General features: G+C 68.3%; 16 protein-coding genes. 1 reads left to right on the top strand and 15 read right to left on the bottom strand.

Annotated elements, in window-relative coordinates; genetic code table 11:
* Positions 1 to 65 precede the first annotated feature (65 nt).
* From HMPREF1868_RS00345 to glmM, 14 genes are all read right to left on the bottom strand, one after another.
* On the bottom strand, positions 66 to 1,691 hold the full coding sequence (locus HMPREF1868_RS00345; protein WP_062529390.1) for an amidohydrolase: 1,626 nt from the start codon (positions 1,689 to 1,691) through the stop codon (positions 66 to 68).
* A 144-nt stretch (positions 1,692 to 1,835) separates the two neighbouring features.
* The gene (locus HMPREF1868_RS00340) at positions 1,836 to 3,281 is read right to left on the bottom strand and encodes a M20/M25/M40 family metallo-hydrolase (protein ID WP_062529388.1); all 1,446 of its coding nucleotides are present in this window, start codon (positions 3,279 to 3,281) and stop codon (positions 1,836 to 1,838) included.
* Positions 3,282 to 3,284: 3 nt separating this feature from the next.
* Positions 3,285 to 4,037, bottom strand: coding sequence for an amino acid ABC transporter ATP-binding protein (locus tag HMPREF1868_RS00335; protein ID WP_304437890.1), 753 nt, complete (start codon positions 4,035 to 4,037; stop codon positions 3,285 to 3,287).
* Between the two features lie 63 nt (positions 4,038 to 4,100).
* On the bottom strand, positions 4,101 to 5,423 hold the full coding sequence (locus HMPREF1868_RS00330; protein WP_062529386.1) for an amino acid ABC transporter permease: 1,323 nt from the start codon (positions 5,421 to 5,423) through the stop codon (positions 4,101 to 4,103).
* 135 nt (positions 5,424 to 5,558) lie between these two features.
* The gene (locus tag HMPREF1868_RS00325) at positions 5,559 to 6,509 is read right to left on the bottom strand and encodes a transporter substrate-binding domain-containing protein (RefSeq protein WP_062529384.1); all 951 of its coding nucleotides are present in this window, start codon (positions 6,507 to 6,509) and stop codon (positions 5,559 to 5,561) included.
* Positions 6,510 to 7,122: 613 nt separating this feature from the next.
* Positions 7,123 to 8,151 (bottom strand): PDDEXK family nuclease, encoded by a 1,029-nt coding sequence (locus tag HMPREF1868_RS00320; RefSeq protein ID WP_062529382.1) that lies wholly within the window; start codon positions 8,149 to 8,151, stop codon positions 7,123 to 7,125.
* A gap of 608 nt (positions 8,152 to 8,759) precedes the next feature.
* Entirely contained in the window at positions 8,760 to 11,225 is a 2,466-nt protein-coding gene (tsaD, locus tag HMPREF1868_RS00315; protein WP_062529380.1) for a tRNA (adenosine(37)-N6)-threonylcarbamoyltransferase complex transferase subunit TsaD, read from the bottom strand.
* A gap of 171 nt (positions 11,226 to 11,396) precedes the next feature.
* Entirely contained in the window at positions 11,397 to 11,942 is a 546-nt protein-coding gene (gene tsaE / locus HMPREF1868_RS00310; protein WP_062529378.1) for a tRNA (adenosine(37)-N6)-threonylcarbamoyltransferase complex ATPase subunit type 1 TsaE, read from the bottom strand.
* Positions 11,935 to 12,549 (bottom strand): uracil-DNA glycosylase, encoded by a 615-nt coding sequence (locus HMPREF1868_RS00305; RefSeq protein ID WP_062529376.1) that lies wholly within the window; start codon positions 12,547 to 12,549, stop codon positions 11,935 to 11,937. The genes tsaE and HMPREF1868_RS00305 overlap by 8 nt, the downstream gene beginning before the upstream one ends.
* A gap of 12 nt (positions 12,550 to 12,561) precedes the next feature.
* Positions 12,562 to 13,722: an alanine racemase gene (alr, locus tag HMPREF1868_RS00300; protein ID WP_062529373.1), complete on the bottom strand. Its 1,161-nt coding sequence runs from the start codon at positions 13,720 to 13,722 to the stop codon at positions 12,562 to 12,564.
* Positions 13,723 to 13,742: 20 nt separating this feature from the next.
* Positions 13,743 to 15,362 carry a bifunctional ADP-dependent NAD(P)H-hydrate dehydratase/NAD(P)H-hydrate epimerase gene (locus HMPREF1868_RS00295; protein WP_062529371.1) on the bottom strand — a complete coding sequence of 540 codons (1,620 nt, stop codon included), beginning with the start codon at positions 15,360 to 15,362 and terminating at the stop codon, positions 13,743 to 13,745.
* 1 nt (position 15,363) lies between these two features.
* Positions 15,364 to 15,996, bottom strand: a complete 633-nt coding sequence (locus HMPREF1868_RS00290) for a holo-ACP synthase (RefSeq protein WP_062529369.1) — start codon at positions 15,994 to 15,996, stop codon at positions 15,364 to 15,366.
* A gap of 2 nt (positions 15,997 to 15,998) precedes the next feature.
* Positions 15,999 to 17,846: a glutamine--fructose-6-phosphate transaminase (isomerizing) gene (gene glmS, locus HMPREF1868_RS00285; protein WP_062529367.1), complete on the bottom strand. Its 1,848-nt coding sequence runs from the start codon at positions 17,844 to 17,846 to the stop codon at positions 15,999 to 16,001.
* A gap of 157 nt (positions 17,847 to 18,003) precedes the next feature.
* A complete protein-coding gene (gene glmM, locus HMPREF1868_RS00280; protein WP_062529365.1) occupies positions 18,004 to 19,341 on the bottom strand; it encodes a phosphoglucosamine mutase in 1,338 nt (445 codons plus the stop codon).
* Positions 19,342 to 19,666: 325 nt separating this feature from the next.
* Between glmM and HMPREF1868_RS00275 the strand changes: the two genes are divergently transcribed.
* Entirely contained in the window at positions 19,667 to 20,305 is a 639-nt protein-coding gene (locus HMPREF1868_RS00275; protein WP_062529363.1) for a hypothetical protein, read from the top strand.
* 26 nt (positions 20,306 to 20,331) lie between these two features.
* Here the strand turns inward: HMPREF1868_RS00275 and HMPREF1868_RS00270 are convergent, their stop codons facing one another.
* Entirely contained in the window at positions 20,332 to 21,444 is a 1,113-nt protein-coding gene (locus tag HMPREF1868_RS00270) for an ABC transporter substrate-binding protein (protein WP_231782217.1), read from the bottom strand.
* Positions 21,445 to 21,500: the final 56 nt, after the last annotated feature.

Genomic DNA, 21,500 nt, shown 5'->3' with positions numbered 1-21,500 from the left:
CCTACCCGCAATCCTAGCAGCTCGAAGCTTGCGAGGCCGGGAGAGAGGGGCGGTCCGCCTCGGCGCTACGCCTCCCAGACCGCACGCCCGCCCAGGTAGGTGGCCATGGGGCGCGCCCGCTGGAACTCCTCGGCGGGGACCTCGAGGAGGTCCGCATCCCAGACGACGAAGTCGGCGAGCATGCCAGGCGCGATGGCCCCCAGCTCACGCCCGCGGCCCACCGCCGCCGCAGACCCCGCCGAGTAGGCACGAAGCGCCGCCGCGCGGCCCACCGCATGCCGCGGGTACCAGCCGCCTGTGGGGAGGTGGGTGTCCGGCGCGCTGCGCTCGAAGGCGCACCAGAGCACGTCAAGGCTGTTGGGGGGCACCACGGGGGCGTCGGTGCCAAAGGCCATCGTCACGCCCTGGCGGGCGAACTCGTCGAAGGGCCACATGCGCTCGGCGCGCCACTCCCCCAGGTCTCGAGCGGGCTGGTCGACGTCGATCGTCACGTGCGGAGGCTGCACGGAGGCGACCACGCCGGCACGGACGAGGCGGGCGACGTCTTCGGGGTGGATGTCCTCGATGTGCTCCAGTGTGTTAGCGCCCTGGCTCGGCGTGCCGAAGAGGCACCTCGCCTCCTCGAAGATGCCCACGGCGGCGTGGACGGCCTCGTCGCCGATGGTATGGATGCGCACGGCATGCCCACGCCCGGCTGCGGCCAGCACCAGCTCGCGCATGCGCTCGGGCGCCACGGTGGGACGCCCCACGTCGCCGGCAAAGCGGGGGTTGGCGTACTCGTCGCTCACCCAGGCAGTGTGCTGGCTGCTCACCCCGTCGAAGAACTGCTTGAAGCCGGGAGCGCGGAGCAGCGGACCTCGCCAGCGGGACTGCAGGCCCTCGAGAATCGACTGGTCGTCTCCCAGCGTGGGGAAGAGGTGCGCGCGCAGGCTGAGCTCGCCCGCCTGCAGCAGTGCCTCATAGACCTGCGGGTTGATGCCGTCGGCACCCGGCACCAAGGAGAGCGCCATGTCGCAGACGGAGGTGACGCCCATGGCGTTGAGCCTCCGGAAGTAGTCGCGGTAGATCTTGCGAAGCTCGCCCATGGAGAAGCTCCCCAGCACGCGGCCCACGTAGAGCATGCCCGCCGCTTCGCGGAGCACCCCCGTGAGCCTGCCATCGGCGTCGCGGTCGAAGGAACCTCCCGCGGGCGGCTCGGTCCCCTCGTCGATGCCCAAGGCGCGAAGGCCCGCCGAGTTGACCCAGAGGGTGTGGGCGTCGCCGGAGTACATGGCCACCGGGCGGTCGGGGAAGGCGGCGTCGAGCGACGCTCTGGTGGGGGACATGGGCGAATCCCAAAAGGTCTCGCGCCAGCCGTGGCCCAAGAGCCAGCCGTCAGCCGGCCTCGTCCTGGCGAATTCGACCATGTGAGAGACGCAGTCGGCCTCGCTCGTGCCCCGATACTCCGTGGCGAGCGCGGAGGGGAAGAGCGCCGCGTGCAGAACGTGCTGGTGGGCGTCGTGGAAGCCGGGGCAGACGAAGGCGTCGCCCAAGTCGAGGACGCGCGCGCCCGGACCGACAAGCTCGTCGGCCTGGTCGTAGTGGGCGACCTTCGTGATGTGGCCGTCCTCGACAGCGAACGAGAGAGGGTCGGCCTCATCCCCCAGCCCGTCGAAGACCCTTCGCGATGCGACGACCAGATCGGCTGCCATGGTCCTCTCCCCCAACCTCCCACGGACCCGGGTCTGGGACTTGGCCACGGCCGCGGACGCACGATTTTCTCGCTCATTCTATAGTCCAGTGCGGGACATCATGGCCCGGCAAGGGACGTCGGGGCCCTCGCCGGGGTGTCCCGATCAGAGCAGCGCCTCGCGGATGAGCCCGATGAGGAAGCGCACGCCCTGCAGGTAGGCGCGTCGCGTGATGCGCTCGTCGGTGCCGTGAACACCGCGCTCGACCTCCTCGTCATCCGCCACGAAGGGGGAGAATCGCAGGCACGAGTCACAAACGCAGTCGTACATCTGGGCGTCCGACGCGCCAACGACGATGGCGGGAATCAGCTTGAGCGGCTCTTCCGACTCAGGCTCCCTGAAATAGCGGGCGGCGACGCGCTCGAGGAATCTGAAGCCCGGACCGTCCGAACGCGACACCTGCGACGGGCTGTTGCTCACCTCGGCAAGCAGCTCGACCTCCACAGGCAGGTCTGCCAGGAGCTCCCTCACCCGCGCCACGACCGCCGCGCAGGTCACCCCGGGAAGCATGCGGAAGTTGACGACGGCGCTCATGTCCTGCGGGAGCACGTTTGCCTGCTTGGACCCGCCCTCGATCATGGTGGGCGCCACCGTGGTGGTGACGAGGGGGAAGAGCTCGCGCGAGCCGAGGAACAGCCGGGCGATGGCATCGGCGTTGCGGTCGATCGCGTCCCGCGTGCCCTCCCCCTCACCTGACCTCACCAGAGAGGCGAGCGGCTCCTGACTCACCCAGGGTGCCACGGCCTCGAGCGTCCTGCGGCTCAGCTCCGTCAGCTCGACGGGCCAAGGGTCCCTGGCCACGCGGGCGATCGCCTCGCCAAGCGTGGCCAGGGAGCTGCCCCCGAAGGGGTTCGATGAGTGGCCGCCGTGGCTCCTCACCGTAAGGCGCAGGTCGGCGTAGCCCTTCTCGGCGAGACTGACCCTCATGCCGTGGTGGCCTGGGGCCCCGTAGAGCCCGGTGTCCACGATGCGGTAGTCGCCCTCGTCCACCAGCCATGCCAGGCGAATCCCACGCCCGGCGAGCAGCGCGCCCATGCGCCGGGCTCCAGACTGCAGGGTCTCCTCGTCCTGCCCGAGGGCGACGAGGAGCGTGCGGCGAAGCGCCCAACCATGCGAGAGCGCGTACTCGATCGCCTCAAAGTACCCCACGACCTGGTCGGTCATGTCCAGCGCGCCGCGTCCCCACACGTACTCCCCGTCCACGTGCCCCGAGAACGCGTCGTGCGTCCAGTCGCCTTCCGTGCCGGGGACCACGGGAACCACGTCGACGTGACCCATGAACAGGGCCGGGTCGAGCGAGGGGTCGCTTCCCGGAAGCGTGAGCAGGAGGGAGTGGTCAACGCGCTCGGCTGTCGCCGCGGCGAAGGTCAGGGGAAAGGAGGCGTGCAGATGGCCCTCGAGACAGTCGAACGCCGCCCAGTCGGTCAGCTCCCGGGACGGGCCGTCCACCGTGGGTATGGCGAGCGCGTCACCGAGCCTGCGGCAGGCGGCGTCGCCGTCGAGGTCGGGGTAGTCGTCCTCGTGCGCGAAGTAGCGCCAGACCTCGGCCACGCCCTACTCCCCCGCCTTCGGCCCGTCGAGGTAGCGCGCGAGGAACTCGCGCGTGCGCGGCAGCTCTGGGGAGGAGAACATCTTCCCGGGGTCCCCGGACTCGGCGATGACGCCCTGGTCCATGAACACGACCTTGTCCGAGACGTTCTTGGCGAACTCCATCTCGTGGGTCACAACGACCATGGTCATCCCCTGGGCGGCCAGGTCGCGCATGACGGAGAGCACCTCTCCCACGATCTCGGGGTCGAGGGCAGAGGTGGGCTCATCGAACAGCATGAGGTCGGGCTTCATGCAGAGGGCGCGGGCAATGGCAACGCGCTGCTTCTGCCCGCCCGAGAGGGACGTGACGGCGGCATGCGCGAAGCCCGCGAGCCCAACGGACTCGAGGTTGCGCATCGCCTCGGCCTCGGCCTCCTCCCTGCCCATCTTGCCGAGCGTGACGGGAGCGAGGGTGCAGTTCTGGAGCACGTCCATGTTGTTGAAGAGGTTGAAGCCCTGGAAGACCATGCCAATCTTCTCGCGCAGGCGATTCACGTCCACGTGCCGGGAGGCAAGGTCCTCTCCATGGAACCAGACGTGGCCCGCGTCGGGCGTCTCGAGGAGGTTGATACAGCGCAGCAGGGTTGACTTGCCGGAACCGGAGGCCCCGATGATCGTCACGACCTCGCCGGGCATGACCTGGAAGTCGATGTCCCTCAGCACGACGTTGCTGCCAAACGACTTGCGCAGCCCCTCGACGCGGATGATTGGGTCCATGGGGCCTTCCTCCCTCTTTGCCATCATCGGAGTCACGACCTCTTGCTCGCGGAAGCCCATGTCCTACCTGCCTCCCATGTCGTTCTTCTCGGCGGGGTGCCTCGGGGAGAGCCTGACGCGGCTGGGGTCTGCCATGCCGCCGGCGGTGCCGTGCGTCGAGGTCATGTCCGACGTGGAGAGCACCGGCCCGGGGCTCTGCACCTCGAGGTGCCGCGCGAACATCGAGAGCAGCTTGGAGGCGACCATGGTGAGGACGAGGTAGCAGACCGCGGCGATGGCGTACACCTCGAGCTGGCGATAGTAGATGCCAGCCACCGTGGTCGTCGCGAACATCAGGTCGAAGACGCCGATGACCGAGAGGACGGAGGAGTCCTTGATGTTGACGACGAGCTCGTTGGACAGGGCGGGGATCGCGTTCTTTATGCCCTGGGGGAAGACGACCTTAGTCATCGCCTGCCACTGCGAGAGGCCCAGCGAGCGTGCAGCCTCGGCCTGGCCCGCGTCGACCGCCTCGATGCCGCCGCGCAGGACCTCCATCATGTAAGCGGTGGAGTTGAGCGAGATGGTCGTGAGGCCGGCGACGAAGGTGCTCCAGATCGCGCCGATCTGGGACGTGCTCATGCCGGTCCCGCGCAGGATGGCGAAGCCAGCGAAGTAGATCAGCAGGGACTGGACCATCATCGGGGTCCCGCGCACCACGGCGGAGTAGGCCTTGGCGAAGGTGGTGCCCACGACCTTGAGGAAGCGGACGAGGTCGTTGTCGGGGCGGTCAACCGTCTGTATGCGCAGGAAGACCAGGAGTATGGCGAGGAAGAAGGCGATGACCGTGCCGAAGGTGGCGAGCCCAATGGTGGTGGCGATGCCCTTCGCGAAGACGTCGCGGCCCTCGTAGAGCATGTAGATGGCTCCGCCCAGAAAGTCCGTCGGGTTCGAATCAGACGAGATGGCTGCCGACACCGCCGAGCATAGCCCCATCACGGCGCGGTCGACGAAGAGCACGGCAAAGATGGCCACGACTGCATACGAGAGGTACCTCTCCGCTCGCTTGGCGCCGGGACGCACGAACGGGGAGACCCGCATGTAGTCGCGCCACCTGGCGAGCTTGTTGGCGAGCGCGACGAGCGAGAGCGCGACCCACGCCACCAGGACGTAGTACAGGACGACTTCCACCGCGTAGGCGCCCCTGAGGAAGCTCCAGGGGGAGCGGGGCTGCATCGAAAGCCAGATGCCCGCAAGCGCGAGGACGCTCGTACCCAGGAATACGTATCGGTGGTCTGATGTCACGAAGCTGGCTAGGCGTCCGTGCGACCTTGGCGCGTCTGGCGCGCCAGCCTCGGCAGGCGATGTTTCGGTGGGTCCGGTAAGGCCCTCCCGGTCCGTGCCCATGAGCACAACCTCCTAGGAATTATTGGGGAGAGGAGCGGCGACGCACCTCGTCGCCCGACATGCGGGAGACGAGGTGCGCGTTCCGGGTTGGGAACGACTTGGCGTGGTTGGGAACAGCCTGGTGCGCTGCCCGGACTACGCCGGCTGGCGCTCGACGCAGGCGTCGAAGACGGACTGGCGCTCGTCGGTGGAGACGGTCGCGAGGGCGTCGTTGATCTTGGCGAGGACTGCGTCCTGACCCTTCGCGATGCCGGCGTTGGCAGGAACGGTCTCCGTGAAGCCCTTGCCCTCGGCGAACTGGACGGCGACCAGTCCGGGGTTGGCGCGGAGGAAGCCATCGGTGTTCTCGGTGTTGAAGGTGATGGCGTCGCAGGTGCCCTGGTTGAGCTGCGAGATCTGGGAGGGCACGGAGTCGACCGGCGTGAGGTGGTTGACGCCGGGGATGTCGTCGATCACGTCGTCGAGCATGGTGTCCTTCTGGCCCAGGACGGCGGCGCCCGAGAAGTCCTCGAGGCTGGTGGCGCTCGCGTACTGCGAGTCACTCTTCACCAGAAGGCCAAAGCCACCCTCGAAGTAGGGGTCGGAGAAGTCGATGGCCTGGCAGCGCTCTTCGGTGGCGCTCATGCCGGCCATGATGATGTCGATCTGGCCGTTGTTGAGGGCGTCGATGAGGCCGGTGAAGCTCATCTTCACGGCGACCGGCTCCATGCCGAGCGCGTTGGCGACCACCTTTGCCATCTGAACGTCGTAGCCGTCAGCGTACGCGCCGCTCACGTTCTGGATGGGAATGGTGTGGTCGCTCGCCTCGGACACCTGCCAATTGTAGGGGGCGTACGCCGCCTCCATGCCGATGCGCAGGGTCTTGCCATCGCCAAGGGTGCCATCGTTCGAGGCAGAGGCAGAGGATGCGGAGCTGTTGTCTGTGGTAGAGCTCTGGGCTGCGGGGCCGCAGGCAGTGAGGACGGTCATTCCGGCGATGCTCAGGGCGCTGATGCCCGAGAGCTTGAGGAAGTCACGACGCGAGACGTGCTGTCGCTTCTCGTCTTGGGTGGCGTTTGTGATGGCTGTGCGAGAGTCGGTGGTCATGGCGGTTCCTCTTTCTTCCTGACTGTCTGTTAAGACCCCTTCCGCGAGCGCAACCGGAGGGGACCCATTCCCCTCCCCCTTGCAACTTAATGCGAGAAAGTTACGTCGCTAGGCATAAGCTACGCCCCTCGGACGCGCGTGACGCAAACTTCGTGGGATATGAAACATCCAGGTAACGCGCGTGATTCTCACCTGCCACAGAGCGACGGCGCGCGGCACTGGCGCGGCTGCATGTGGCGAGGCGCCTCTGTCGCAGCGGCGCTACGGAGCTGGCGGCGCGGTGCGGCCCCCTCCAGCACAGCAGCGGCCCCCCAGCTCCGCAACCCCCGGCGCGGCAGCGGTCCCAGGCTTCGCAGCTCCTCAGAGTTGTATGCGGATTCCGCACACAACTCAAAATCGGCCCAATGCTTCTACCTGCGAAAACGTATTCTCCTGAAAATTTATATCAAATAGTGAAGAGAAAAACCGCACACAAATTTGGAAACTAACTTCCAGGGAGGCGCGGGGATGCCACAACGAGAGTTTGCAGCAGGTACGGGAGCCTCGCGACGGGCACGGGAGTCTCGCGGCAGACGTCCGGGCGACGACGCAGCAACTCCAGAGCCCAGACCCCCTAGTACACGAGCCGACCAGGAGAGCGAAGGAAGTCAAAGAGGCGCCTGCGGGCAAAGACGAGCGCCTCGTCCTCACATGCCAGGTCCTCTCCCAGATGCCCCGCAAGCCGACGCATCTGTCGGGCAAAGCTCTCGTAGCTGCCAAAGTGCAGGTTGGTGAAGGTGAGCACCGTGTAGCCAGCCGCGGAGAGGCCATCCGACCGGTCCCTGTCCAGACTCGGCTTCAGGCCCCCGCCATGCCACTGGTCGCTGTCGTATTCCACGACCACCCGCGCGTCCGGGAAGAGAAGGTCCGGGTACCGCCGGACCCCACCCACCAACGCCGCAAGCTCGCCCCCGAAGCTCAGCTCCCTGTTCATCTCGAAGCGTCCCAGCCCGTAGCCCCCGTCGCGTGCGGGCAGGCAGAACGCCATGGCCAGGTCCGTCTCGCGCGGGGAGGCGCTGCCCTCGTGCACCATCCCCAGGTCCTCGAGAGCCCTCGCCGCGCAGCGGCGGCAGGTCGAGCGTTCCAGGTAGCCCCTCAGCCGGTCGAGCGACGTGACCGGCGTCAGGCCACTCGCGAAACCGTTGGGAGAGGCAGGATCCAGCGCGTAGCTCCCCACGAGCTCGTGGGCCAGCGCGATTCGACGCAGCCCAGAGAGCTCGGGCGCAAGCAAAAGGTAGGTAAGCTCTGGGCTGGGCAGGTAGATGCCGTCGGCGACCATCCTGAGCGAGCCCGGAGGGAGCGCGCCGGCAAGGAGGTGGTGCCTGACGTTCCTCAGGCCGCTTATCGCCGCGCGGTCGCCCACGAGAAGGTCAAGACGGACGTCCCCGGACGTCGGGCCGACGAGCGCTACCTCCAGGTCGGCGCAACCCACGCGCGAGGAGACGGCAGGGGGAGAGAGGCTGATTCCGCAGTCGACGAGCTGCCGCTTGCGGCAGACGCAGCCGTCGAGACGGCCCAGGCGGGCGACGGGAGGCGTAACACCACGTATCCGCAGCCGCCTCCAGAGGCGCAGCGCCGTCCAATGTCCAAGAAACAGTTTCATAGTAGATAATCACCTCTCTCCATAACCCCTCCATTGGGAGACATGATATTGGCCGGTATCTCGCAATTCTCATCTTCACGGGAATTCGACCGCAGGCAGCTGCACGCAAGCAATGTGCAGACATGCGCTTTTTGGGTCGCCAGCCACCCGATACGGCAGCATTCAATCGCGCAATCGTCTGCCACGCGAGTTGTATGCGGATTCCGCATACAACTAGAAAACAACACATGTCATCTACCTGCGGAAATCTAAACAGCTGAAAATTTAAATCAATTAATAAATCAAAAAACAGCAAACAATTTTATTAACTTCTTTTTAAGCGAGAGGAGCTGGCGGCACGAGCAACGAGCAGCCGGCAGACGACGCGGTTCACAAGGCGGCCGGCAGACGGAGCGGGCCCCAAGGCGACAGGCGAGCGGTGCGGGGTCACGAGGTGCCAGCGAGACGCGAGCGACAGGCAGCACGAGGTCGTGGGGTGCCGGCGCGACCCGGCGCTCCGTCAGCACCGGGCCGCGAGCCGACGGGAGTGCCAGCCCCTCCTACTCGCCGACCTTCAGCCGTACGACTTCGAAGAGCTCGAAACCTAGCCTCGGGAGCGCCGGCCCCTCCTACTTGCCGGCCTTCTTCGGCGGCCAGCCCTCGCCAACGACGGGCGCCAGTTCGGACGACCAGCAGCCCAACTTGGCGTTGGGGTCCGCATCCAGGGTGAGGTCGGCCGTAACGCCGGCCTTCCAGTTGCGCAGCGCGGCCACGGCGATCATCGCACCGTTGTCCCCGCACACCACCATGGGCGGCACGGTCACGCGCACGCCACGCCGCGGGAGCTTCTTGCGGTACTCGGCCCTGAGCGCGGGGTTCGCCGCCACGCCACCACCCACGCAGAAGTCGCTGACGCCCGTCTCGCCCACCGCCGTGATGGCCTTCGACACCTGCACGTCGATGACCGCAGCCTCGAATGACGCCGCCAGGTCGGGCAGGTTGATGGGACGACCCGCCTTGTTCTCCCCCTCGATGTAGGTGATGACCGCCGTCTTGAGGCCACTCAGCGAGAAGCGGTAGTCGTGGCTGTGCATCATGGCGCGCGGGAAGTGGATGGCCTTCTTGTTGCCCTGCGCCCCGAGCTTCGAGATCACGGGGCCGCCGGGATAGCCCAGACCCAGTGCCTTGGCGACCTTGTCGAAGGCCTCTCCCACGGCGTCGTCGATCGTGGCTCCCAGGAGCTGGTAGTCTCCCCAGCCTCGCACGTGGACCAGCATGGTGTTGCCACCCGAGACCAGGCTAGCCACGAAGGGGGGCTGCAGGTCCGGGGTCTCGAAGAGGTTCGCCAGGAGGTGCCCCTCGAGGTGGTTCACCGGCGTGAGGGGCAGCCCCGCGGCGGCGCAGAGGCCCTTCGCGAAGGCGACCCCCACGACGAGGGCCCCCACCAGGCCGGGTCCGGCCGTGACGCCCACGCAGGCGAGGTCGGACGGTGCCAGCGTGTCGCAGCCGAAGTGCGCGCCCGCCTGAGCCATGACCTCCTCGAAGACGCCGACGACGGCCTCGACGTGCTTGCGGCTCGCTATCTCGGGCACCACGCCGCCAAAGCGGGCGTGGAAGTCGACGGAGGTCGCCACCACGTTGGCGCAGACCACGCCGTTGGAGTCGATGACGGCCATGGCCGTCTCGTCGCAGGACGACTCGATGGCCAGCACCAGGTCGCCCGCCTTGGCCAGCGCGTCGCGGGAGGCGACGTTGCGCTCGCCAGGCACGATGGGCCAGGGTCGGATGGAGGCGCTGGGCTGGGGTTGGTCCGCCACGAGCGACGCGTCCGCCCCAAGGGGCAGCTCGGCGCGCATCAGAAGCGCGTCGGCACCGGGGCCGTAGTAGCCCCGGCGGCGACCCGCCTCGACGAAGCCGAGACGCGCGTACAGCTCGCGGGCAGCGGCGTTGTCCTCCGCCACCTCCAGCGTCATGGCAGTGGCGTTGAGCGTCTGTCCGTCATAGGCAACGCGGCCCAGCAGCCTGGACGCGATTCCCTCGCGGCGGCGCCCCTCGGCCACCACGACCTCCAGCAGCTCGAAGTCGGATCCCGCGAGGCTCGCCCCTGCGAACCCCACGAGCTCGCCCTGGTCGTGAGCCACCCACCAGCTGCGCTGGGGAGCGAAGAGCTCCTCGTAGAACATCTGGCGCGTCCAGGCGCTGTGGTCGCTCACCTGGTACGTGCCAGCCTCGAGCGCCGCGACGGCATCGAGGTCGTTCACGGACATGGGGCGCAGCTGCAGGTGCCGGCCGGCCAGCGCGTCGGCAGTGCCGGTGACCCTCACGCTGGCAGGAGACCCAAGCCCCAGGCGTTTGCGCTCGTTCTCCTCCGCGTCCGAGAGGCGGGTGTAGACAGGCAGGACCAGCGCCGGATCCCCGTCTCCCACCGCCGGCACCCAGTCGGGCGAGAGGAACGACCTCAGGAGGCCCGAGGCGCTGGGGTGCCAGAGCGCCTCGTCGGCGACCCGCGCAAGCCCCGCCGCCTCGAAGCGCGCGCGATACTTCTTGAGCCCGTCGCCCGCAAGAAGCAGCTCGCCCGCGTCCGACCGAGCGGCGAGCTCGGACACGGCAACATCTGTGGCACAGACGCGCTCCACGTCGAAGCGGCGGTGCGCACCGGACTCGTCCAACCGGTACACGCCGGGATACAGCTCCCCGCGCATGGCGTCGCCCAGCACCGCCAGCATGCCGCGGACGCCAGACTCCCACACGCCCCAGGCGACGGCGTCGAGGGTAGAGGCCCCGTGCAGGGGAATCCCGCACCCGCAGGCCAGGCCCTTCGCGGTGGCGATACCAATGCGCACGCCGGTGAACGAGCCGGGGCCGCGGCCCACCAGCACGGAAGTGACGTCGCCCATGGAGAGTCCGGCACGCGCCAGCACGTCGAGCGCCGTCGTGGTGAGCTCGACGTTGGCGCGACGGCGGCAAAGGTGGTCGCCAGAGGCGAGGAGCTCCATCGAACCATCGGCAGCGACGCGCGCGACTGCGCAGGCCAGCATGTCGGTGGAGCTGTCGAGGGCAAGCACGATCTGGGAGCTGGGGTCACCCTGGGCCATGGGACATCACCCGCAATCCGTCGGCCGCGCACGCCGCGGTCGGCTCTTGGCTTTTGCAAAACGCGCACAGTGTAGCGCTACGAGGGGGCGGGCGCAGACACAGGCCACGCCAGCCGCCGTCGGCACATGCGCGGGCAAGCCCACCGCACCGCGGCAAGGACTCCGTCCGGCCTAGGCCTCCTGGGTCCTCTCGTCCGCATGGGCGTCCACGGCAGCGTCGAGCGCACGGACCAGCTCCCGCCCGCGCCCGTCGTGCGCCACGAAGCGGATGGAGCGCCTCGGCTCCTCCCCCGCCCGGGCCTCGTCGTCCCTGCGCGAGAGGAACACGTCCACGCGCTCCGGGCCGATCTGCCCCAGGAACTGTTCGCCCCACTCGATGAGGCAGGGCCCGTCAACGCCCATGGCGTCAAAGAGGCCGATGTCCTCGAGCTGGTCGGGGTCGTCCAGGCGGTAGAGGTCGAAGTGATAGAGCGGCATGCGTCCCCCGCCATAGACCATCTCGATGGTGAAGGTGGGGCTGGTCACGTCGTCCTTGATTCCCAGGCCGGAGGCGACCCCCTTGGTGAGCTGGGTCTTCCCCGCGCCGAGGTCGCCCGTCAGGACGAGGACGTCGGTGGGTTCGAGCAGGGCGCCCAGCAGTTCGCCCAGGGCGATAGTCTCTTCCTGCGAGGCGGAGTCGAACTCGCCCTCCCCCACGCGCCTGCAGGGCCTACTCATGCGCGGCCTCCTCGACCGGGTGCTCGCGCAGCCACTCGCCCACCATGCGCAGGTCGTTCTCGAGCAGGGGCTGCCAGTCGGAATGATAGATGCAGGCAGCGGGATGGAAGGTGGGCATCACCACGAAGTGGCCCGTCTGGTGGAAGCGGCCACGCAGCTTGGTCACGCCCAGCTCGGTCCTCAGCACCCATTGCGAGGCGAAGTTGCCCAGGCAGACGATAACGTCGGGCCAGACGGAGCGCACCTGCTCGCGCAGGAAGGGCGAGCAGGCCGCAATCTCTTCCGGACGCGGGTTGCGGTTCGAGGGCGGACGGCACTTCACCACGTTGGCGATGTAGATCTGGTCGCGGGTGAGGCCGGCGAGCGAGAGGAGCGCGTCGAGCTTCTTGCCGGCGGCACCCACGAAGGGCTCGCCCTGCAGGTCCTCGTTCCTTCCGGGCCCCTCGCCGATGAACATGACGCGGGCGCGGGGGTTGCCCACGCCAAACACGAGCTTGTTGCGCGTCTCTCCCAGGGGGCAGAGGTGGCAGTCGCCCAAGGTGGCACGGACCTCCTCGAGGGTCACCTCGCGGGGACGCTGGTTCTGGTGTCCTGGAATCTGAAGCATGGCATCGCCTTCCTAGACGAACACTTTTTCGAGGCGCATGCCAAAGTCGCAGGTTACCTCGTAGTTGATGGTCCCACGGCGTCGGGCCATCTCGTCCGCCGTGATCTCCTCGTCGCCGTCGACGCCCATGACCGTGACCAGGTCGCCGCGCTCCACGGGCTCGACAGGCCGGTATGCGCGCGCGTCGTTGACGTCCACGGCGAACATGAACTGGTCCATGCAGATGCGACCCACCTGGCGGGCACGCTGCCCGCGCACCAGGACGTCCATGTTGTTGGAGAGACTGCGAGAGAGGCCGTCCGCATACCCGATGGGCACCGTGGCGATCTGGATGCTGGGCTTGGGCACGCGGTAGGTGAGCCCATAGCCCACGCCCTCGCCCACGGCGGGACGCGCCACGCGGGTCACGCGGGCGCGCACGCTCATGGCGGGGATGAGCTGGATGCGGGGGACCGTGGTGTCTGCGGGGTGCAGGCCATAGAGGCCGATGCCCACACGGCACATGTCGTTGTGGAGCTCGGGATGGAGGACCGTCCCCGGCGTGTTGTCGCAGTGCACCAGACCGCAGTCCAGGCCGGCGTCGCGCAGCGCGCCCACCGTGTCCATGAAGCGCGTGCTCTGCTGGCGGAAGTCCCAGTCGCCCACCACGTCGGCGGTGGCAAAGTGGGTGAAGGTGCCCGCGCACTCGATGCCGCGGTGGAAGTCGATCATGCGGCGGAACTCCACCGCATCCTCCGGCATCACGCCGATGCGGCTCATGCCGGTGTCTATCGCCAGGTGGTACTTGCCGACCTTGTCCAGCGCCACGGCACGCTCGCCATAGGCGAGCGCGAAGTCCATGTCGTACACCGAGGGCATGATGTCGTACTCGAGAAGCACGTCGATGCTCTGGAGCGGCGACTCGTTGAGCATGAGGACGGGCCACTCGATGCCGGCCTTCCTGAGCTCGACGCCCTCGTCCACCGTGGCCACGGCGAACTGGCTCGCGCCCGAGGCGTGCATGGCGCGGGCGCACTCGACCGCCCCATGCCCATAGGCGTCCGCCTTCACGGCGCACATCATCTGGACGCCCGGGCGCAGGAGCGCCTTGAAGGCCCGCGTGTTCTTGCGCACGGCGTTGAGGTCGACCTCCACCCAGGCCGCGCGCGTCTGTGGTTCCCTGCTCACTGCCATCTTCGCGACTCCTTTTGAGGCTAGTTCTTCTCGCCCATGCCCGTGACCGCCGCGTTGACCTGCTCGAGGAGGGCGTCCTCCGCCAGGCCGATCGCGTCGATGAGGTCGTGGGCCATGACGGCGTTGGCCCCCACGCGCTGCGCCGCGATGGAGCCGGCGTAGCCGTGGACCTCGCAGGCGTAGGCGGCGAGCACGGGGAGGTCGTCGGCCTCCACGTTGGAGCGGGCCAGGTAGGCGGCAATTATGCCGCCCAGGACGTCACCGGAGCCCGCCGTCGCCAGCGCAGCGGGACCGGGCTTGGGCAGGAAGGCGGCGTCCACGCTCACGCAGGCGGTCGCGGACCCCTTCGAGACCACGCAGAGCTCGCTGCCCCCGTCGGACCACACGATGCGACGGGCGGCCTCCATTGCGGCGGTGAGGCTCGCGGGAGGGGTGTCCTGCAGGCCAACCAGGCGTCCCAGCTCCCCGCGGTGCGGGGTGAGCACCAGGGGGCTGTCCCTGCGCAGGAGCTCGGGGAAGTCGTCGAGCGCGTTGGAGGTCAGGCGAGAGATGCAGTTCAGGCCGTCCGCGTCGACCACCAGGGGGACGGGAGTGCCCAGGAGGGCGGACACGACCCCAACGGTGCCCGAGCTCACGCGCATGCCCGGGCCGACGACGGTAGCCGTGCGCTTCGCGGCGAGCTCCGCCACCGCCTCGGCAGCCTTTGCCGAGAAGGTCCCGTCCGCCTCGCAGGGCAGCGCGATGACCGGGATCTCGAGCATCTGGGACTGGACGACGGGCGCGATGGCCGCGGGTACGGCGAGGGTGACGTAGCCCGCACCGGCACGGGCAGCAGCCAGGGCCGCCATCATGGGGGCACCGGGGAAACGAGAGGAGCCTCCCACCACGAGCACCGAGCCGCGACGGAACTTGTCGTCGGCGCTCGAGGACGGGCGCAGGACGGAGTCGTAGTCGTCCAGGTCGGCCCTCCAGGCAACGGGATCTGCCTCGAGGACCAGACGCTCCGTCTGCTCGGCCAGGGGCGCCACCACGATGGCGCCGCAGGCGTCACGTCCGTCGTCCGAAAGCAGGCCCGGCTTGAGGGCGAGCATGGTCACGGTGAGGTCGGCCGCCACGCAGGCGTCCTCGGCAAGGCCCGTCTGGGCCGAAAGGCCGCTGGGCACGTCGACCGAGACCACCTGGACGTCGCTGCCGTTGAGGCGGTCGATCCAGATGTCGAAGGGTGCGCGGGGGACGCCGCGGAACCCCGTGCCCAGCATGGCGTCGATGGCCACGTCGGCGTCCGAGAGGAGCCCCTCGAGCAGCTCGCGCGGGGGAGCAACCACGACGGACACGCCCGCGACCTGCGCGCTCTTTGCCACCACGCGGGCGAGGTCACCCTTGATCTGGTCGGGCTCGACGGGAGTCACCGCATAGACCTCGACGCCCTTGGAGAGCAGCTCCTCGGCGGCGACCCAGCCGTCGCCCCCGTTGTTGCCCAGGCCGCAGAGCACGACCGCGCCCTGCGGATGCGCCAGGCGCAGCGCCTCGTTGGCGGCGGCGGTGCCGGCGCGGTGCATGAGCTCGGATATGCTCACGCCCACGTTGGTGAGCCCCGCCTCGACCCTCTTGATGTCCTCGATGTTGAGTACGGGCTGCATGTCAGCCTCCTATCGCGATGCCGGGGAGCGTTGGCGAGCCCGCGGCCTCCCCGGCAGCTTCCATCTGCACGTCCACCTCGTCCGTCACGTCGCCCGACTCCCCTGGCCCTGGGCCCGCAGGCTCGGAGAGGGGCAGCTCTCCCCCGCCGCCCTGGAGGAGCTCGAGCTCGTCAATGACCGACCGTGCCGCCTTGAACGAGGCCTGCATCTGCTTGGCGGCATCGGGCCCCTCGTCAGCGCGGGGGCGCACCGCATCGCTCACCGCGACGGCGTTTGCGGTGGCGATCTCCCTGGTGAGCGAGAGCGAGAGCGCAATCTCACTCACCCCCTGCTCGCGGGCCAGGGCGAGCGCCGTCCCCGCGAGCCTCGCCTGGGTCCTGCCCGCGGAGTCCAGCTCCACCTCGACGTCGTGCAGTCCCAGGAAGGGGCCGGAGTCCGTCACGCCCAGGGCACGGGCCACCGCCCCGCGCGCCGCGAAGCGGGCGGCGAGGTGTCCGACGGGGCGGGACGTCGCGGCGCAGTGCGATCGCTCGTCCTCGGAGAACACCCTTCCCGCGAAGGAGGGATGCCTCTCGAGCGCACGCTCCATGCGCGCGACCTCGAGCATGGAGAAGCCCACTCCCGCCGACGCCATGGCTACTCCACCGTGACCGACTTGGCCAGGTTGCGCGGCTTGTCCACGTCGCAGCCGCGCGCGCGGGCGACATAGCGGGCCAGAAGCTGGAGGTGGACGATGGCGACGATGGGCACGAGCTTCTCCTCGGGGACCTCGGGAATCCAGAGCGTGTCCTCGCAGAGGGCGCCCACGGCCTCGTCGCCGTCGGTGGCCACGGCGACGCAGGTGGCGCCGCGGGCCATGACCTCCTGGATGTTGGACACGGTCTTGTCGTGCACGTGGTCGGCGGGGACGATCGCCACCACGGGGAAGCCTGGCTCGAGCAGGGCGATGGGCCCGTGCTTCATCTCGCCGGCGGGGTAGGCCTCGGCGTGGAGGTAGCTGACCTCCTTGAGCTTGAGCGCTCCCTCGTAGGCGGTCGTGGCGTTGACCCCGCGCCCCAGGAAGAGGGCGGAGGCGGCCCGACGGAAGTGCCGGGCGGCGCACTTGTCCTGCCAGCGGCGCGCGATGACCTCGCGCACGAGGTCCGGCAGGGCCTCGAGGTTGTCGAAGTGCCGACGCACCTCGTCGAGGTCCATGGACCCGTTGGCGAGCGCGAGCCTCAGGGCGAGGAGCGCCGCCGCGACCATCTGCGCCGTGTAGGCCTTGGTCGAGCAGACGCAGATCTCTGGCCCGGCCTGCACGTAGAGGGTCCCGTCGCTCTCGCGCGCGGCGCTGGACCCCAGGACGTTGGTGATCGCGAAGACCTTGCAGCCCAAGGCCCTCATGCGGCGGGCGGCGGTGAGGGTGTCGGCCGTCTCCCCCGACTGGGTGATGACCACGCAGAGCGTGCGGTCGCTCACGAGCGGGTCCTTGTAGTTGAGCTCCGAGGCGTACTCGCAGAAGACGGGGACGTGCGCCCAGTCCTCGATCATGCTCCGGGCGATGAGCCCCACGTGGTAGGAGGTGCCGCAGGCGACGACGTACACGCGGTCTATGCCTGCGAGCTCCTCGGAGGTCATGCTGAGCTCGTCGAGCTCGATGCCGTGCTCGCCCAGGCGGCCCTTGAGGAGGCGCTCGATGGCCTCGGGCTGCTCGCTTATCTCCTTTGCCATGAAGTCGGCGTGTCCGCCCAAGGTGGCGGCGGAGGCGTCCCAGTCGATCCTGAGCGTGCTGGGATGGGCCACCAGCTCGCCCTCGTCGTCGAAGACCTCGACCGTCCCGTCCGCGCGCAGGAGGGCGAACTGGTCATCCTCGAGCTGGATGACGTCGGATGACACGGGCGAGAGGGGCATCACGTCCGACGCCGCGTAGGCGCCGTCTTCCGTCGAGGCGAGCACGAGCGGCGAGCCCTTGCGAGCCACGACCAGCTGGCCGGGGACGTCGGAGCACTCCACGACCAGGGCCCAAGAGCCCTGGAGGCGGCGGCACGCGTAGCGCACGGCGCGCAGCAAATCACCCTTGGCGGGACCCTTCCAGGCGTCCTCCACCAGGTGCGCCACGACCTCGGAGTCGGTGTCACTCGCAAACTGGTGGCCCGCAAGCCTGAGCTGGGAGCGAAGCTCACGGAAGTTCTCGATGATGCCGTTGTGGACGATGGCGATGCGCCCGTCGCAGTCGAGGTGCGGATGGGCGTTGCAGTCGGTGGGGGCACCGTGGGTCGCCCAACGCGTGTGGGCGATGCCGGTGGTGCCCGTGAGGTTGGCCGTCCTACAGCGCTCGACCAGAGTGGCCACGCGCCCGGCGCACTTCACGCCATGGAGCTCGCCGTCGGACGCCATCACGTCGATGCCGGCGGAATCGTAGCCACGGTACTCGAGGGCGGCAAGACCCGAGAGAAGGAACTCGGCAGCCTGCCTTCGTCCCGTGTAGCCGACGATTCCGCACATGTGACACCTCCGATTGCGTTGCGTTTCCGTGCTGTCTGCCTGTGCTGACTGGCAATTCTACCAGCATGCGGCACGAGACCCTCCCGCACCAAGAAATCCAGGCGAGAGGGGCACGGCCACGGGCCCGCCGGGCGGGTCCCTGGCGCAGATGTCTGGGCTAGGCCTTGAAGGGCTCCAGGGCCTTGAGCACGATGTCGTCCGCCTGGCGGCAGAGGGCGTCCTCCGGCGCCTCGGCAAGCACGCGCACCAGGGGCTCGGTGCCGCTTGCGCGCACGAGCACGCGACCGTTGCCCTCCAGGAAGCGCTCGGCCTCGGCCACCGCGGCCTTGACCTCGGGCGAGCCCATGGCGGCCTCCTTGTCGCTCACGCGCACGTTGACCAGGAGCTGTGGGTACAGCTTGACCGGCGCGCAGAGGACGGAGAGCCTCTCTCGCTCGGCGCGGATGACCTCCATCACGCGCAGGCTGGTCATGATGCCGTCGCCCGTGCGCTCGATGTCACCGAAGATGATGTGGCCGCTCTGCTCGCCGCCCAGCGAGTAGCCGTTCTGGCGCATGCAGGCATAGACGTTCTTGTCGCCCACGGCCGTGGTCTCGTACTGGAGGTTCGCCTCGTCGAAGGCGCGGAAGAGGCCGAAGTTGCTCATGACGGTGGGCACCACGGTGCCGCCCGCGAGGCGCCCGTGCTTGTGCAGGTACTTGCCGCAGACGTAGAGGATGAGGTCGCCGTCCACGACGCGTCCCCTCTCGTCCACCGCGATGCAGCGGTCCGCGTCCCCGTCGTAGGCGAAGCCCACGTCCAGCCCCTGCTCCACGACGTGGCGCTGCAGGCGCTCGATGTGGGTGCTCCCGCAGTCGACGTTGATGTTGAAGCCGTTGGGGGCGTTGTTGATCACGCGGACGTCGGCGCCCAGCGCATCGAACACGGGCTTGGCCACCGAGCTCGCGGCGCCGTTGGCGCAGTCCAGGCCCACCTTGACGCCCTGGAGCGAGAAGTTGGCGCTGGCGATGAGGTGGGCGATGTAGCGGTTGCGGCCCTGCATGTAGTCGACGGTGCAGCCGATGGCCTCGCCCGTGGCGAGGGGGAGCTCGAGCTCGCCGTCGATGTAGCGCTCGACCTCCTCGAGGACGTCCTCGTCCATCTTGAAGCCGTCGGCATTGACCAGCTTGATGCCGTTGTCGGTGAAGGGGTTGTGCGAGGCGGTAATCATGACGCCGCAGTCGAACTGCCCGTCCACGGTCTCGTAGCTGACGCCCGGCGTGGGAATGACGTGCAGCATGTAGGCGTCGGCTCCGGAGGCTACCAGGCCGGACACAAGGGCGCTCTCGAACATGTAGCTGGAGCGACGGGTGTCCTTGCCAATGACGATGCGAGCCTTGCGAGCCTGGCGTGCTCCGTAGTACCAACCCACGAAGCGGCCGATCTTGTATGCGTGCTCGACGTTGAGGCCCTCGTTCGCGCGGCCGCGGAAGCCGTCGGTGCCAAAGTACTTCATACACTCTCCCCTGCCTTTGGGCGCGGGACGGGCTGCCCGCCGACGCTGCCACGGAAGATACAAGGAGAATGGTAGCAGCACGCGGTCGCGCGATTGTGCACAGCGGGTGGTGCCAATCGCCGCAGACGCCGAGCACGCTCCTGCGCACGCCGATGGCATCCGCTACGCTACTACGCACACGCCCATTGACGTTTTCGCAGTTGGCGAGCCGCCCTTGTGTGCGTTCGTGCGTGATGGGTAAATGGGACGTGCGTCCGTGCGTGGGGAATGGGCGAGACGTGCGCTCGCGCGTGCCCGAGGACCTGTCGAATGCGAGGAAGAGAAGATGCTGTACTTGCTGAGCGCACCACAGCAAAGCGGCAAGACGCGGTGGCTGCAATCCCTGGTGGAGGGGCTGGAGGCGCGCGGCGTCGTCTGCAGCGGCGTCCTGGCGCCTGGTCGCTGGAGGCGCGAGCCGGACGGCAGCCTCTCCAAGCTGGGCATAGACAACCTGCTCCTCCCGCAGCACGAGCTTCTCGCCTTCGCGCACCCCGCCAATCCCGTCACGCATGGCCTGCGGGCCAACCGCATCGACGCCGCACACGCCCCACGAGGCGACCGTGACGGCTGCTCGCAGTCCAGGCGCGCGGGGCTCGGCTGGGACATATCGGACGTGGCGCTGGGGCGGGTCAACCGTCACTTTGAGTCGTTGGGTGGGCTCGCGCTCGAGGCAGACAGGCCGGGGCTCATGGTCGTGGACGAGCTTGGCCCCCTCGAACTCAGGCGCGGCGAGGGCCTCTACCAGGCACTCGCCTTGCTAGAGGAGGGGCCGCGTCCCGCCTGGCCGCACGCCGTCGTGGTCGTGCGCCCCTCGCTTCTTGACCTTGCCACGAAGAGGCTCCGGCCCGCCTGGGGCAGACCGGAGCCCATCGAGCCCACTTCGACGTGCCAGGAGAGGGTGCTGGGGGGATTCCCCCTTGGGTAGCGTGACGACCGGAGTAAGCGGCAGCTCTACACCCTGGGAAGCGAGCCCGCGAGAAGGTCCTCAAGCTCGGAGTCGCTCAGGTCGTGGCCGTAGAAGGTCTTGAAGTAGTCCTTCGCCACGTCCTCGACGCCGGTCTGGAACTTCTGGGGATAGCACACGCGGGCGAGCCACTGCATGCCCAGCACCTCGTTGGCCGCCGGAGGCGAGGAGAGCCAGTTGTAGGGCTCGCCAGGCACCTGGTAATAGTTGGCGCCCTTGATGGCGGCGAGCTCGGACCAGGCGGGGTCCTTGCCCGCGCTCGCATATATGCTTCCCGGCCCGAAGACGATCAGCTGCGGGTCGAAGGAGGCAATCTGCTCCAGGCTGACCTCCTGGCCCTTTCCGGAACCGGACGCCTTCTCGGTCACGATGGCGTTGCTTGCCACGAAGTCGACGACTGCGCCCTGGAAGCTGCCCTTTGCAATCGCGTTGAGGCCAGCGTCGCCCATGAGGTATGCGACGGCGGGCCGCTCGGACTCGGGAATCGTCGAGACGACGCCATCGACCTCGTCGTAGGCCTTCTTGCAGTAGCTCGAGAGCTCTGCCGCACGGCCCTCCTTGCCCAGCAGGATTCCCAGGGTCCTATACACCTCGTCATAGCTGTCCAGCGAGGTCTCGATGTGCACGCAGGGGATGCCGAGCTGTTCCTGCAGCTGGTCCATGTCCTCCTTAATCGTCTTCTTTGCCTCGCCCAGGTCGATAACCAGCTGCGGCGCAGCGTCCGCGACCGCCTCCTTGTTGAAGTCGCCCTTGCCGCCGTAAATCTGGCCGAAGACGGGAAGCTGGGCCACGGAGTCGTCAAAGAGGGCGGCCTGTCCGTCAGTCAGCTTCGTGGCCAGACCCACCATGTCCTCGGGTGCGATGGTGAGGAGTATCTGCTGGGCCACCGGGCCAGAGGCCGCCACCTTCGTGATGTTGGAGGGCAGCTCGACCTCTCGGCCGCAGGAATCGGTGAAGCTCCTCGTGGTCGCCTGTTGCTGTGTCTGGTCGCTCCCGCCGCCAGCCTGCTGGCCCGCGCACGCCGCGAGCCCGCCCGTGAGGGCGAGGGCCAAGGCCCCAGCCGCCAGCGCGGCGAACGCCCTCCTGCCTAACTGCGTCACTCTCACTTTTGCTCCCTTCTGACGCCGTGCGTCGCGGCCCTCCCGCGAGCTAGCAC

Source organism: Olsenella sp. DNF00959 (genome assembly GCF_001553055.1).
In the GTDB taxonomy this organism is placed as follows: Bacteria; Actinomycetota; Coriobacteriia; order Coriobacteriales; family Atopobiaceae; genus Olsenella_I; species Olsenella_I phocaeensis.
The sequence above is the reverse complement of the archived record's forward strand: the minus strand, read 5'-3'. Positions and strand labels throughout refer to the sequence as shown.